Here is a 13,907-nt window from a genome sequence, read left to right as displayed (position 1 = left end):
GAGATTATATAATGGATTTATCTTTCCCACGTAAGCTGCTGGCTGTAGCTATCATTACGGCGCTTCCTGCGTTCGCTAATGCGGTAGATACACCCGCGGTAGCGACAGCTAAGCAAGGTTACTCCGGTTACGACCACCCTAATCAATATCTGGTAAAAAAAGCGACATCTATTGCCGATAATATGATGCCGGTAATGATGCACCCCGAACAGAATAAAGAGGCGCAGCAAAAGCTGGCCGACATTGAGAAAAAAACCGGAAAAAAACCTAACGTTATCATCTTCATTCTGGATGACGTAGGTTGGATGGATGTTGGCTTTAACGGCGGCGGTGTCGCGGTTGGCAACCCAACTCCGGATATCGATGCCGTTGCCAGTCAGGGGTTAATTTTGACTTCTGCTTACTCGCAGCCCAGCTCCTCTCCCACGCGCGCCACCATCATGACCGGTCAATATTCGGTACACCACGGGATTCTGATGCCCCCGATGTATGGCATGCCCGGCGGGCTGGAAGGGTTAACCACCCTGCCGCAATTGCTGCACGATCAGGGTTATGTCACTCAGGCGATCGGTAAATGGCACATGGGCGAAAATGAAGGCTCGCAGCCCCAGAACGTCGGCTTTGATGATTTCCGCGGGTTTAATTCGGTCTCTGATATGTATACCGAGTGGCGTGACGTCAACGTGAACCCAGAGGTTGCGCTAAGCCCCTCTCGCTCCGAATACATTAAAAATCTGCCGTTCAGTAAAGATGACGTTCACGCAGTACGAGGCGGTAAACAGGAAGCGATTGCTGACATTACGCCAAAGTATATGGAGGATCTCGATCAGCGCTGGATGCAGTACGGCGTAGACTTCCTCAACAAGATGGCGAAAAGCGATAAGCCTTTTTTCCTGTACTACGGCACGCGCGGCTGCCACTTCGACAACTACCCTAACGCCAAATATGCGGGAAGTTCACCGGCGCGCGCATCCTTTAGCGACTGCATGGTTGAAATGAATGATGTGTTCGCCAACCTGTATAAAACACTGGAGAAAAATGGCCAGTTGGATAATACGCTGATCGTCTTCACCTCCGATAACGGCCCGGAAGCGGAAGTTCCACCGCATGGCCGCACGCCGTTCCGGGGTGCAAAAGGGTCCACCTGGGAAGGCGGCGTCCGCGTACCCACCTTCGTTTACTGGAAGGGGATGATCCAGCCGCGTAAGTCCGACGGTATCGTCGATCTGGCAGATCTGTTCCCAACGGCGCTGGCGTTGGCCGGTAAACCGGGAGCGGAAGTCTCTAAACTGGTCCCCAAAACCACCTTCATTGACGGGGTCGATCAGTCCTCATTCTTCCTTGGCAGCAACGGGCAGTCTAACCGCAAGGCGGAACACTACTTCCTCAACGGCCAGCTCTCTGCCGTGCGTATCGATGAGTTTAAATATCATCTGCTGATTCAACAACCGTATGCCTTTACCCAAACCGGCTATCAGGGCGGCTTCACCGGCGCGGTGATGCAGACGGCAGGAAGCATGATGTTTAATCTGTATACCGACCCACAGGAAAGCGAATCTGTTGGCATCCGTCACATCCCTATGGGCGTGCCGCTACAGACCGAAGTACATGACTACATGGCTATCCTGAAAAAATATCCGCCAAAAGTCCAAATCAAGCTCTGACAGCCGCACCGATCCAGCTCGCCGGAAACATCTCCGGCGAGCTGGCTATTTGTGCGATGGGAATACCCGCTGCGCCTTCATGATGTCGCTGGCCGGGCGACCGCTGGCAAGCAGATCGCGCATCGCCTTCAGATACGGAGGCAAATGACGGAAGTAGTGGCGGAAACCTTCACACAGGTAGTTTTGCTCACCGCCCTCCGTTGAGATAAAACGATGCTTAGGGCAGCCGCCCCAGCACGCCCTCAGCACTTCACACTGCTTACAGGCCACCGGCAGGCGGGCAAATTTATCACGACCAAACTGTTCCTGCTCAGGGGTATCAACCATCTGCGCAAAGCTGTGTTGATGGAGATTGCCGAGCTGGAATTCCGGGTAGACATAGTGATCACAGGCATAAACATCACCGCTGTGCTCAACAACGATCGAGCGCCCGCAGGTGGGCTGATGATGACACACCGCACCGGGCGCGCCGACAAAGTTGGCAAAAGCCCACTCAATGTTCATCACAAACACTTTACCGACGTCGCGCTGGATCCAGCGGTCAAAAATCGCGGTAAGAAACTCACCGTAGGCTTTCGGGCGAACGGACCAGGCCGTGACCCTCTCTGCTGAATGCTCACTCCCTGGCCCCTGCAGCGAAAGCCCCACATTGGCTTCCCGCGGGCCAGCCAGACGCTCGACGACCGGGATAAACTGGATGAATTCCACGCCGGATTCACACAGAAAATCATAAACTTTAAGCGGTTGCTGTGCGCTTTGCCGGTTCACGCAGGCCAGAATATTGTAATCAACGCCGTGTTTTTGCAGTAGCGCCAGCGCGCGCATCACCAGCTTGTGCGTGGGCTTGCCGCCTTTTGTCAGACGATAGGCGTTGTGAATCTCCGCCGGACCATCCAGAGACAGGCCGATTAAAAAACGCTGTTCGCGGAAAAAGAGGCACCACTCGTCATTCAGCAACACGCCGTTGGTCTGAAAACTGTTGCTGATGCGTCGACCCGCGCCGTATTTAGCCTGTAACGCCACCGCGCGACGATAAAAGTCGAGTCCCAGCAGCGTCGGCTCGCCACCCTGCCAGGTAAAGGCCACTTCAGCCTGCGCTTCAACGGCGGCAATATAGTTTTTGATGTAGGCCTCCAGCGTCTGGTCACTCATGCGTGAGCACACGTCGGGGTAAAGCGCTTGCTTCTCAAGATAAAAACAGTAGGTACAGTTGAGGTTGCAGTCAGAGCCGCTGGGCTTGGCCATCGCGTGAAACGCGCGGATTGGGATCTGTTGGGGCATCGTCTCGCCATCCTTATGCACGGGAATGCTTCATCATAGAGAAGCATTTCTCAGCGAAAGGGGCGTTTTTTGCGCATGGCGAGAAATTCGGAAATGTGCTTGGAACGGAGAAAACAAAAAACCCCGCCGAAGCGGGGTTCAAAATTGGTCGGCGAGAGAGGATTCGAACCTCCGACCCACTGGTCCCAAACCAGTTGCGCTACCAAGCTGCGCTACTCGCCGAAATACTGCTTTTTGAATTTTTAGTTCAATTCGTTAAAGTCGTGGTGCGAGGGGGGGGACTCGAACCCCCACATCCTAAGGACACTAACACCTGAAGCTAGCGCGTCTACCAATTCCGCCACCTTCGCAAATTCACAACTCTATCAAATAATGGGGTGGCTAATGGGATTCGAACCCACGACAACTGGAATCACAATCCAGGGCTCTACCAACTGAGCTATAGCCACCACTGCAAATCTTTTACGCGGTCTTAAAAAAACCACCGCAGCTCCAGCACCGGGTAAATGGTGCGCCCGACAGGATTCGAACCTGAGACCTCTGCCTCCGGAGGGCAGCGCTCTATCCAGCTGAGCTACGGGCGCTTAGCGCCGTTGCGGGGTCGGATAATACGGACTTCCTACCCCGCTGTCTAGTGCCTTTTTAAAGAAAATTATCGTTTGCTCATGGTTTGTGCGTTTTGCTGCTTATTTCTGCACTTTTTGCACTTCAACGCTCTTGCCCATGCCAAAAACCTTATAAACCACGGTCACGATGGCCAAAAACAGCGCGCCCACAAACAGCGACATACGGGTATCGTCATTGAAGCCCATACCGATCAGCACACAAATCAGGAACGCCATGGTCAAATAGTTGGCCCACGGGAACATAATTGAGCGGAACGGATGGCTGGCAATCGCCGCTTTATGTGCGCGACGGAAACGCAGCTGGCTAATCAGAATAACAAACCACGGCACCATCCCCGGCAGCACGCTGGCGCTGTAGACGTAGACGAACACACGCTGCGGGTTTGGAATGATGTAGTTCAGGCAGGAGCCAATCAGCAGAATAACAATCGACACGCTCACCCCAACCGCCGGTACGCCGCTTTTGCTCACTTTACCCATCGCCGCAGGCAGCTGACGGTTTTTCGCCAGCGCGTAAAGCATGCGCCCGCAGCTGTACATTCCGCTGTTACAGCCAGACAGTGCCGCTGTCAGTACCACAAAGTTGATAATGCCTGCCGCCGCGGTGATACCGATTTTGGCGAAGGTCAGTACAAACGGGCTGCCGTTGGTGCCAATTTCATTCCACGGGAAGATGGTGACGATAACGAAAATCGCGCCCACGTAGAAAATCAGGATGCGCCACAGCACTTTGCCTACCGCGCTGCGCAGAGTCACCTGCGGGTTCCTGGCTTCACCGGCCGTCATGCCGATAAGCTCTACGCCCTGATAGGAAGCCACAACGATGCACAATGCCGTCAGGAAGCCCTTCCAGCCGCCCGCGAAGAAGCCGCCGTGTTCAGTGAGGTTGCTAAAACCGATGGAGGTGCCGCCGTTGCCAAAACCGAAGAAAATCACACCAAGACCAATGACGATCATCACGATAATGGTGGTGACCTTAATCATTGCGAACCAGAACTCAATTTCCCCGTACAAGCGCACCGCCGCCAGGTTCGCCAGCGCCACCAGCCCCACGGCAATCAGCGCCGGGATCCACTGCGCCATCTCAGGGAACCAGAACTGCACGTACACCCCTATCGCCGTAATCTCCGAAATCCCGACCGCCATCCACATAAACCAGTATGACCAGGCGGTGAGGTAGCCGAAGAACGGGCTCATATAACGGTGCGCGTAAACGGCGAACGAGCCGGTGACCGGTTCGATAAACAGCATTTCGCCCATCGAACGCATAATGAAGAAAACAAAAACCCCGGCCAGAATGTAGGCCAGCAGCACTGACGGACCGGCCCACTTCAGGGTGCTTGCCGCGCCCATGAACAGGCCGACGCCAATGGTGCCGCCAAGGGCAATCAACTCAATATGACGGGCTTCCAGGCCGCGCTGGAGCTCCGGTTTATTCTCTGCCATAGATCCTCTTGTGTTTGCATATATACCCGGTCAATGCCGGTTTTATTTTTATAGAAAAAAGATGTCTTTCGGATGTGGACATATCCGTAGAAATACGGATACATCGTCAGGGCATGCGAATGGTTTAACAATTTCACACAAATGGCAAATATAAATGAGGGATAACGTATCGAGATTGTGAATGAATCACGCAGGAAATGCGTGATTCATGGCGAATAATGCGCGGAATATTCAGAGGTTATTGGTGTAATGCCAGCGTAAATAGCGCAGCAGGCGCAGCTGGCGCGTGATGCGGCTCGGCTGGGAAAACAGGCGATAAAGCCACTCCAGCCCCAGCGTTTGCCACACCTTAGGCGCGCGTTTGACGTGGCCGGTAAAGACGTCGTAAGTGCCGCCCACCCCCATGTAGAGGGCGTCAGGGTAAACCTGACGGCAGTCGCGCATCAGGATTTCCTGCTTAGGCGAGCCCATCGCTACGGTCACGATTTTCGCCCCGCTGTCGCGGATACGTTCAAACAACGCGGGACGCTGCTCGGCGGTGAAATAGCCATCCTGGGTACCCACCAGATTGACGTTCCACTGCTGACGCAGTTTTTGCGCCGTTTCGGCCATCACCTCCGGCTTACCGCCGACCAGAAACACCGGTGTCCCTTCCGCGCCCGCGCGCGCCATCAGCGCCTCCCACAGGTCGGCCCCCGCCACACGAGACACATCAGCAGTTGGGTATTTCTTACGTACGGATCGCACTACCGAGATACCGTCGGCATATTTAAACTCGGCGTCGTTAATCAACGCCCGCACTTCGGCGTTATCTTCCAGCGTCAGCATCTTCTCGGCGTTGATCGCCACCAGAGTCCCTTGCTTCAGATTGCCACCCGCATACAGATAGTCCAGCGCGTGCTGCATATTGCGCCAGCCGATGAGGTTGATCCCGCGTAGGGTATAAGTCGGCGCGGTCCGTAAGTCAGCCATTTTATCCTTCTCCAACCTGCGCAGGGCGTTTTAACCGCTGATGAATCAGCCCCGCGCTCTCAAACAACCAGTACAGCAATTTCGCCACCAGCAAACAGAAACCAAAGATGACCATAAAGAAGACGACGCGAGAACCGAACGAATCCAACCCCTCACGCGCCAGCACGATCATGTTGAAAATTGCGCTAAAACAGAAACTGTGCAGAATGGCCGCCTTATAGCGATTCGGCTCCTGCTTGCCCAGACTATACAGCCAGTCGAACCATTTGATAATCAGCCCAACCGCGACCGCGCCCAGCGGCACAAACCACATGCCGCCCATCACCACCAGCGAGCCAATCAGCGTCGGTGAGATAGCCAAGCCGGAGTGGTTGTTAAGCACTTCCCAGGTAAAGTAGTTGGCGGTATTCAGCACAATGCTTGGGCGCGATGGCCACAGCCAACTGGGGATAAAGACGTAAAAGTCGCGCACCATTGGCGCCAGGCCCTGGAAGTCGATCTTATCGTAGTTTTGCAGCAGCAGCGCCAGGTTCTCCCACGGCGAGAAGGTATCGCGCGTAAGGTAAAGGAAGGTATAAAACGCTTCGTCACCACTGACGTTCATACCGTAGCGTTTCAACGCCAGCCAGAACATGCCAACAATGCCCAGCACGCCCGCCGCCACCAGCATCCACAGCGAAATCCAGCCGCGAATAATACCGATAAACAGGAAGATAGCGAAAGCGATGATAATGTTTGCTCGCGTGCCGCCGACGATAGCATAGGTCAGCAGGCCGAAGGCCACGGTAGCAATCAGGAAGCCAATCCACGCTTTAAAGCTCGGCTTGAGAAAATAGACAACCAGCATCGCCGGAATAAAGAAGTAAAAGAAGCGCTTAAGCGCGACCCCGGAGACCTCATTGGAAAAAATCTGGCTATAGGAGTGCAGCTTAAAGAGCAGAAAACCGTTGTGCAGGAAGAACGTGCCGACCGTCAACAGCGCAAGCCCCATCAGCAATACCCAGGTAATATGCGTCTCAACCCGGTTCATGGTAAACAGCGGGCGGCGCGTGACCGTCGCATTGGCAGGGCGCAGCCGGGTTTTGTAAGTGACGTAGTACACCGCGTAGAAACAGACCGAAATCAGTAGCGTTTGCAGCAATACATCAGGCGGAGAAACGCCGACGCCGAAGCGAAACACCAGGGTACAGGTCAGCGGGAAGCCGAAGAAAAAAGTCAGCAGGAACAACAACGAAAAGAAGACGTTGAAGTTAAAACGCACGCGGCGAAACTCGAACCACGTCAGGGTGCCGATAAACAGCGTCGACAGCAGCCAGACAACGAACAGCCCGGTAAACTGCATTTCGCTCATACCGCTTCCCCCGCCGCCAGTTGCAACGCCCGATGCCATGGCGCCAGATAGTTAGGTTTGAAAAAGGCGATGGCGTTTTTGTCCACCAGCGCCAGCTGACGCTGGGCTTCTCGCACCACCGGATCGGTGAGCGCGTCATCAGTAAACAACACCGGAATGTTCTGCTCGGCCATATCCAGCCAGAACGGGTTCTGACGGTTCAACACGCAGGGGATCCCCGCCTGAATGAGCAAGCACAGTGTGCCAATACCCTGCTGGCGCGCAAAAATAAAATAGCCCAGGTCGCAGCGGCGCAACAGGGCAAGATAGGCGTCAAATTCCAGCTTTTCCCGCAAAATCTGCACATTTTCTTTGCTGAACAACGCCTGCGCGGCGTGGTCTACTTCAGCGATATAAGCCTCGTTGTTGGCCGGGTAGCCCATCGGTACGATCACGTTTACCGTGTCGCCAAACTGCTGGTGCACTGCCTTCAGCGCGGCAATGTGTTCGTTACTACGATCGCCAGAGTTGCCCACCAGAATGGTCAACTTGCCTTCTCGCGGCGTGGAATCCGCCAGCGAATTCAGCGCCGGATCCATCCGCGTCGGGAAATAGAGCAACTCACCGGGCACCTGCGGGTGCATATTGCCGAAATAGCTCAGATCGCCGCAGGTGGCGAACACGCGCCCTACGCGGCCTTGTGCCATCCGGCGCAGCGGATAGAACAGGCGGAACTTCAGGCCACGCGAGACTTCATACAGATCGGCTCCCCAGATATGCCAGCTCACCTGCGACGGCTTCAGGCCGCCGCTCAGCAACGCCAACCAGATGCCGGTATTAAACTGGCCGTGGAAGAAGAATCGCTGCTGGCGATTGGTCTTCGCCTTCGCCACCACGGCTTTCGCCAGCGCCGATTTATCGACGTAGCGTTCAATCATCAGCGAAGGGAACGCGGCCTCCAGGCCGTCGTCTTTGCTGACCACCATAAACTGACGGGCGTGCGCAGGCTCTTCGGCCAGCTCCTCGGCAAAAAACCGCAGCACTGTCTGGTTATGATGAGGGATATCCGATCCCAGGATATGTATCAGTTCGGTCATTGCCGTTTACGCCAAATTAAAAATACGCCGCTACACAGCGCGAAATAAACAATATAGGTCGCCATATAGGCCTGCGCCGCCCCCAGCGCACCGTGCGCCGGAATCAGCCAGTGCGAGAACGCCGTGAGCAGCGTGAACTGACTCAGTTCCGCCAGAATATAAAAGCGCAGCGAAGCCTTAGCGATGACTAAATAACCAAAAACGTAAGCGCCTACTTTCAATACATCGCCCACCAACTGCCACGCGAACAGGTCGCGCATGGCGACAAACTTCGAGGAGAACAGCAGCCAGATAGCAAAATCGCGCAGCAACCAGACGGTCAGACTCGCCGCCGCCACGGCGGGTAATACAAACTTCAGCGAGCGGCCAATTTCACGAGAAATATCCTGCTTCGCGACCAGGCGCGATAACGTTGGTAGCAAATAGACGCTAAACGAAGCGGTAATAAACTGTAGATAAGCGTCGGAGATACTGCTGACGCCCTGCCAAATCCCGACTTCATCCCAGCTGTAGTGCGCCGCCATCAGGTTTCGCATCATCACGTAGGCCACCGGCATCGTGACCGAGGTAATCAGCGCCATCAGGGTAAATTTACCCAACTGGCCGGCCAGCGCATTGTCCCACTGCGGCTTGAGATAACCCCACGGAATCTGGCCGCGCCGGGTTAACATCACCGCCGCGGGAATGACAATCAGCGCTGGCACCAGCGCCAACCCCAGTAGCGCCCCCTCGTAACCGCCTAACCGATAGCAGGCGTAATAGGCCACAACGCCAATCAGGCTCCCGGCGATCAACGACAGCGCATTACCCGCCGCATCGCGAAACCCTTTCATCAGCGCCAGCAGCAGGTTCGCCCAGGCGATGCCCATCTGTACCAGCGCGACCAGCCGTACCAGCCCCTGATAGTGGCTATGGCCAAACAGGCCCTGACTTATCGGTGCCGCCGCCAGCAGGAAGATCGCCGCCAGTAGCGTCGAAAAACCCAACACCATCGCCGAGGAGGTGCCGACGACCTGCCGCAAGCGCGCCGGGTCGTCATGATGCTGGGCGACAAATTTCGTCACCCCGTTGAAAATACCGGCCCCGGCGAGTACGCCGAGCACGGTCACCAGTTGGCGGAAGTTACCCGCCTGGCCGACGCCCGAGGGGCCGAACGACACCGCCAGCAGCTTCACCACCAGCAGGCCAACGCCAATTTTTACCAGCGTGGACGCGGCGGTCCACACCGAAGCTTTTGCCAGCGACATATCAGGCGAAGTAGCTCAGCAGCGTATTGATCACCGTGCGCTGATTGACCGGCGACAGATTGTAGAACAGCGGTAAACGAAGTAGGCGCTCACTTTCTTTGGTGGTAAAGCGATCTTCACCGTGGAACTCGCCAAACTTCTCGCCCGCCGGACAGGAGTGCAGCGGAATATAGTGGAACACCGCCAGAATCTCGGCCTCTTTCAGCCAGTTAATCAGCGCGCTGCGGTCTTCAACGTCGCGCAGCTTGATGTAAAACATATGCGCATTATGGTCGCAGTCTTGCGGAATCACCGGCAGGTCAATACGTCCGCTGTCAGCCAGCGGCAGCAGCGCATCATAGTAGCTCTGCCATAGCGCGAGACGTTGCTTGTTGATACGGTCGGCGGCTTCGAGTTGCGCCCACAGATAGGCGGCCTGCAGATCGGACATCAGGTAGCTCGAACCAATATCGCGCCAGGTGTACTTATCCACCAGCCCACGGAAGAACTGGCTACGGTTGGTGCCTTTTTCGCGGATGATTTCCGCCCGCTCGACCAGCGCACGATCGTTAATCAGCGTTGCGCCGCCTTCACCACCCGCAGTGTAGTTTTTGGTTTCGTGGAAGCTGAAGCAACCGATATGGCCGATGGAGCCCAGCGCGCGGCCTTTGTAGGTCGACATCACGCCCTGCGCGGCGTCTTCTACCACGAACAGGTTGTACTTCTTCGCCAGCGCCATGATGGTGTCCATCTCGCAGGCCACGCCCGCGTAGTGCACCGGCACGATGGCGCGGGTTTTGTCGGTGATTGCCGCTTCAATCCGCGTCTCATCGATGTTCATGGTCTCTTTATGCACGTCGACAAACACAATTTTGGCGCCGCGCAGCACGAAGGCGTTGGCGGTGGAGACAAAGGTATAGCTCGGCATGATCACTTCGTCGCCCGGCTGGATATCCAGCAGGATGGCCGCCATCTCCAGCGATGCGGTACAGGACGGCGTTAACAGCACTTTGGCGCTACCAAAGCGTTGCTCCATCCACTGCTGGCAGCGGCGGGTAAAGCCGCCGTCGCCGCACAGCTTGCCGCTACCCATCGCGGATTGCATGTAATCGAGTTCGGTACCCACGACTGGTGGGGCGTTAAATGGGATCATGATGTCACCTGTATAGCCAGTACGCGGTGCTGACGACATTAGCGCCGCTGTGAATATAGCGTTGAAGTGCTGCGGTGTTGCCGGCTTGCGTCGCCACACGTAGCGTCGATAGGCCGCGAGTATACGCCCAGCGTACCGCAGCCTGCATCAATTCTGCGCCCGCGCCGCGTCCGGCCAGCAGGCCAATACGCGCATCGGAGGCACTCAATTCTCGTAGAGAAACAAATGCGCGGATCGCGCCGTTGTTGTCGCGAAAAACCAGGCACTGGTTATCAAACGTGCCCTTGACCGCATTTTCTATCCACTGAGCATAGAAGCGGCCGCTGGCGTCGGGAGCGTACCACGGAGCACGAAAGCGGCTTAAGGCAAACGCCTGCGCCGCCAGTGCCCGTAATTCCGGGATATCGGACTCGCAGGCCACCTGCGCCTGCGGGCAGGCTACCGGTGTCACGGGCAGCGCCAGATCGACCTCACCTTCCACGAGCTGAAAGCCCAGCGCCTGCAGCGCATCCAGTTGCGCGACCTGGTGTGCGGCGATCTTCGCCTGCACCCGCGACCAGCCCGCCAGCCGTTCGGCGGTCAGCAGCGGCGCATCGTCGGCAAAACGGACGATCGCGCTATTCACGCCGAAAAACTGATTTTCCCACGTCAGGGGCTCAATATTGGCGCGGACGGGCACGAAGCAGCTCCAGCAGATATTGACCGTAGCCGGTTTTCGCCAGCCCGGCGGCGGCGCGCTTCACACCTTCATCGTCAAGCCAGCCGTTGCGCCAGGCGATCTCTTCCAGACAGGCAATTTTAAAGCCCTGACGTTTTTCGACCGTCTGCACAAACATGCTCGCTTCAATCAGGCTGTCGTGGGTGCCGGTATCCAACCAGGCAAAACCGCGCCCCAGCAGCTCGACGGTCAGCTTGCCATCATCAAGATACATCTGGTTGATGGACGTGATTTCCAGCTCGCCGCGTTCGGAGGGCTTCACCCGCTTCGCGTATTCCACAACATTGCTGTCGTAGAAATACAGCCCGGTGACCGCCCAGTTCGATTTAGGTTGTTTCGGTTTTTCTTCCAGCGACAGCGCCTGGAACTGGTCATCAAATTCCACCACGCCAAAACGTTCCGGATCCATCACCTGATAACCAAAGACTGTCGCCCCTTCACTACGCGCTGCCACGTGACGCAGTTTCGGGCTGAAGCCCTGGCCAAAGAAGATATTGTCACCCAGTACCAGGCACGACGGTTCGCCGTTGAGGAAGGTTTCGCCAATAATAAACGCCTGCGCCAGCCCATCCGGGCTTGGCTGTTCAGCGTACTGTAGTGAAATACCGAACTCACTGCCGTCGCCCAACAGTCGCTGGAAGTAACCTTTGTCTTCCGGGGTAGTGATAATCAAAATGTCACGGATCCCCGCCAGCATCAGCACCGACAGCGGATAGTAGATCATTGGCTTATCGTAAATCGGCAACAGCTGCTTCGACACGCCGCGGGTAATCGGATGCAGGCGCGTACCCGAGCCGCCAGCCAGAATAATGCCTTTCATTGCTTTTCCTCCTCCGGGCGTTTTAGCCTTTCAGACCCAGGCGTTCACCCTGATAGCTGCCGTCCTGTACCTGCTTCCACCAGCTTTCGTTGGCGAGGTACCACTGCACCGTTTTACGCATACCGCTTTCAAACGTCTCTTCCGGCGTCCAGCCCAGCTCGCGGGCAATTTTCGCGGCATCAATCGCGTAGCGTAAATCATGGCCCGGACGATCGGTGACAAAAGTAATCAGGTCATGATAACGCGCAATACCCTGCGGCTTTTGCGGCACCAGTTCTTCAAGCAGCGCGCAAATCGTCTCGACGACCTCGATATTTTTACGCTCGTTATGACCGCCAATATTGTAGGTTTCGCCAATGCCGCCGGTGGTGGCGACGAGATAGAGCGCGCGGGCGTGGTCATCGACAAACAGCCAGTCGCGAATCTGCTGACCGTTGCCGTACACCGGCAGCGGTTTACCCGCCAGGGCGTTGAGAATAGTCAGCGGGATCAGTTTTTCCGGGAAGTGGTACGGACCGTAGTTGTTTGAACAGTTAGTGATAAGCGTCGGCAGGCCATAGGTACGCAGCCAGGCGCGTACCAGATGGTCGCTGCTGGCTTTCGACGCGGAATACGGGCTGCTTGGCGCATACGGCGTGGTTTCGGTAAAGAAATCGTCCGTCGAATGCAGATCGCCGTACACTTCATCGGTAGAAATATGGTGGAAGCGGAACGCCGCTTTACCCGCATCATCCAGCGTGGACCACCAGGCGCGAGCGGCTTCCAGCAGCGTGTAGGTACCGACAATGTTGGTTTCGATAAATGCCGCCGGTCCATCGATAGAACGGTCAACGTGGCTTTCCGCGGCCAGGTGCATCACCACGTCCGGGCAATACTGGGCAAACACGCGGTCCAGCGCCGGGCGATCGCAGATATCCACTTGCTCGAAAGCAAAGCGATCATCATCCGCAACCGGCGCTAAAGACGCCAGGTTACCGGCGTAGGTCAGCTTATCAACGACCACCACGCTGTCCGCGGTGTGGTTAATGATGTGACGTACGACGGCGGAGCCAATAAAGCCCGCGCCGCCAGTCACCAGAATACGTTTCAACGCCAGACCCCTTTGGTATCGACAATAAACTGCTGGGCAATTACGTCGCCGCTGATGGCTTTAAACTGAGCATGGTCGACCAGCATCACCAACACATCGGCATCGGCTAACGCCGTCTCTACCGACACCAGCGAGCACAAGCCGTCGAGTTTTTTCGGCAGTTGATGAATATTCGGCTCTACCACCAGCGTTTCGCCACTGTGCCACTGGGCGATCAGTTCAGCAATTTCCATCGCCGGACTTTCGCGCAGGTCATCGATGTTCGGTTTAAATGCCAGGCCAAAGCAGGCAATTTTCAATTCGCTGGCGCGTTTGTCGCTGGCGGCCAGGCAGTCGGCGACATTCGCCTTCACCTTGTCGATCACCCAGAACGGTTTATGGTCGTTCACTTCACGCGCGGTACGGATCAGACGTGCCTGCTGCGGATTTTGCGCCACGATGAACCACGGGTCGACGGCAATACAGTGCCCGCCCACCCCAGGAC

The 13,907-nt window shown here is 56.1% G+C and carries 12 protein-coding genes and 4 tRNA genes; 1 reads left to right on the top strand and 15 read right to left on the bottom strand.

Translation table 11 applies throughout. The annotated features are described in order from the left end of the window. Positions 1 to 11 precede the first annotated feature (11 nt). Entirely contained in the window at positions 12 to 1,664 is a 1,653-nt protein-coding gene (locus tag NNN71_RS19690) for an arylsulfatase (RefSeq protein WP_271459151.1), read from the top strand. Between the two features lie 45 nt (positions 1,665 to 1,709). On the opposite strand, the gene NNN71_RS19685 is transcribed toward NNN71_RS19690, so the two are convergent. The 15 genes from NNN71_RS19685 to NNN71_RS19615 all read right to left on the bottom strand — a co-directional run. Beyond that, the gene (locus NNN71_RS19685; RefSeq protein WP_271459150.1) at positions 1,710 to 2,945 is read right to left on the bottom strand and encodes an anaerobic sulfatase maturase; all 1,236 of its coding nucleotides are present in this window, start codon (positions 2,943 to 2,945) and stop codon (positions 1,710 to 1,712) included. A gap of 145 nt (positions 2,946 to 3,090) precedes the next feature. Then, positions 3,091 to 3,167 (bottom strand) — tRNA-Pro (locus tag NNN71_RS19680). A gap of 42 nt (positions 3,168 to 3,209) precedes the next feature. Beyond that, positions 3,210 to 3,295 (bottom strand) — tRNA-Leu (locus NNN71_RS19675). A gap of 23 nt (positions 3,296 to 3,318) precedes the next feature. Then, positions 3,319 to 3,394, bottom strand: a tRNA-His gene (locus NNN71_RS19670). A 58-nt stretch (positions 3,395 to 3,452) separates the two neighbouring features. Beyond that, positions 3,453 to 3,529, bottom strand: a tRNA-Arg gene (locus NNN71_RS19665). A 102-nt stretch (positions 3,530 to 3,631) separates the two neighbouring features. Next, positions 3,632 to 5,017 carry a bifunctional threonine/serine APC transporter ThrP gene (gene thrP / locus NNN71_RS19660; RefSeq protein WP_167577163.1) on the bottom strand — a complete coding sequence of 462 codons (1,386 nt, stop codon included), beginning with the start codon at positions 5,015 to 5,017 and terminating at the stop codon, positions 3,632 to 3,634. Between the two features lie 231 nt (positions 5,018 to 5,248). Beyond that, positions 5,249 to 5,989, bottom strand: a complete 741-nt coding sequence (gene wecG, locus NNN71_RS19655) for a lipopolysaccharide N-acetylmannosaminouronosyltransferase (RefSeq protein ID WP_249022499.1) — start codon at positions 5,987 to 5,989, stop codon at positions 5,249 to 5,251. A 1-nt stretch (position 5,990) separates the two neighbouring features. Next, entirely contained in the window at positions 5,991 to 7,340 is a 1,350-nt protein-coding gene (wzyE, locus tag NNN71_RS19650; protein ID WP_271459149.1) for an ECA oligosaccharide polymerase, read from the bottom strand. Further along, complete coding sequence (locus NNN71_RS19645) at positions 7,337 to 8,416, bottom strand: TDP-N-acetylfucosamine:lipid II N-acetylfucosaminyltransferase (RefSeq protein ID WP_271459148.1); 1,080 nt, start codon at positions 8,414 to 8,416, stop codon at positions 7,337 to 7,339. The genes wzyE and NNN71_RS19645 overlap by 4 nt, the downstream gene beginning before the upstream one ends. Continuing rightward, on the bottom strand, positions 8,413 to 9,663 hold the full coding sequence (gene wzxE / locus NNN71_RS19640; protein WP_167577167.1) for a lipid III flippase WzxE: 1,251 nt from the start codon (positions 9,661 to 9,663) through the stop codon (positions 8,413 to 8,415). Before wzxE ends, NNN71_RS19645 begins: the two co-directional genes overlap by 4 nt. 1 nt (position 9,664) lies before the next feature. After that, the gene (gene rffA, locus NNN71_RS19635; RefSeq protein ID WP_163448157.1) at positions 9,665 to 10,795 is read right to left on the bottom strand and encodes a dTDP-4-amino-4,6-dideoxygalactose transaminase; all 1,131 of its coding nucleotides are present in this window, start codon (positions 10,793 to 10,795) and stop codon (positions 9,665 to 9,667) included. A gap of 4 nt (positions 10,796 to 10,799) precedes the next feature. After that, positions 10,800 to 11,474 carry a dTDP-4-amino-4,6-dideoxy-D-galactose acyltransferase gene (gene rffC / locus NNN71_RS19630; RefSeq protein ID WP_167577168.1) on the bottom strand — a complete coding sequence of 225 codons (675 nt, stop codon included), beginning with the start codon at positions 11,472 to 11,474 and terminating at the stop codon, positions 10,800 to 10,802. Next, positions 11,452 to 12,333: a glucose-1-phosphate thymidylyltransferase RfbA gene (gene rfbA / locus NNN71_RS19625; protein WP_167577169.1), complete on the bottom strand. Its 882-nt coding sequence runs from the start codon at positions 12,331 to 12,333 to the stop codon at positions 11,452 to 11,454. Before rfbA ends, rffC begins: the two co-directional genes overlap by 23 nt. 22 nt (positions 12,334 to 12,355) lie before the next feature. Further along, positions 12,356 to 13,423 (bottom strand): dTDP-glucose 4,6-dehydratase, encoded by a 1,068-nt coding sequence (gene rffG, locus NNN71_RS19620; protein ID WP_167577170.1) that lies wholly within the window; start codon positions 13,421 to 13,423, stop codon positions 12,356 to 12,358. Further along, positions 13,420 to 13,907 (bottom strand): UDP binding domain-containing protein (locus tag NNN71_RS19615; protein ID WP_271459147.1); only part of this gene is annotated, 488 nt, incomplete at its 5' end. The genes rffG and NNN71_RS19615, both read right to left, overlap by 4 nt.

The organism is Kluyvera sp. Awk 3 (assembly GCF_028069715.1).
GTDB lineage: Bacteria > Pseudomonadota > Gammaproteobacteria > Enterobacterales > Enterobacteriaceae > Kluyvera > Kluyvera georgiana_A.
Note: the sequence above shows the minus strand (reverse complement) of the source record. Positions and strands in the feature narration are given on the sequence as shown.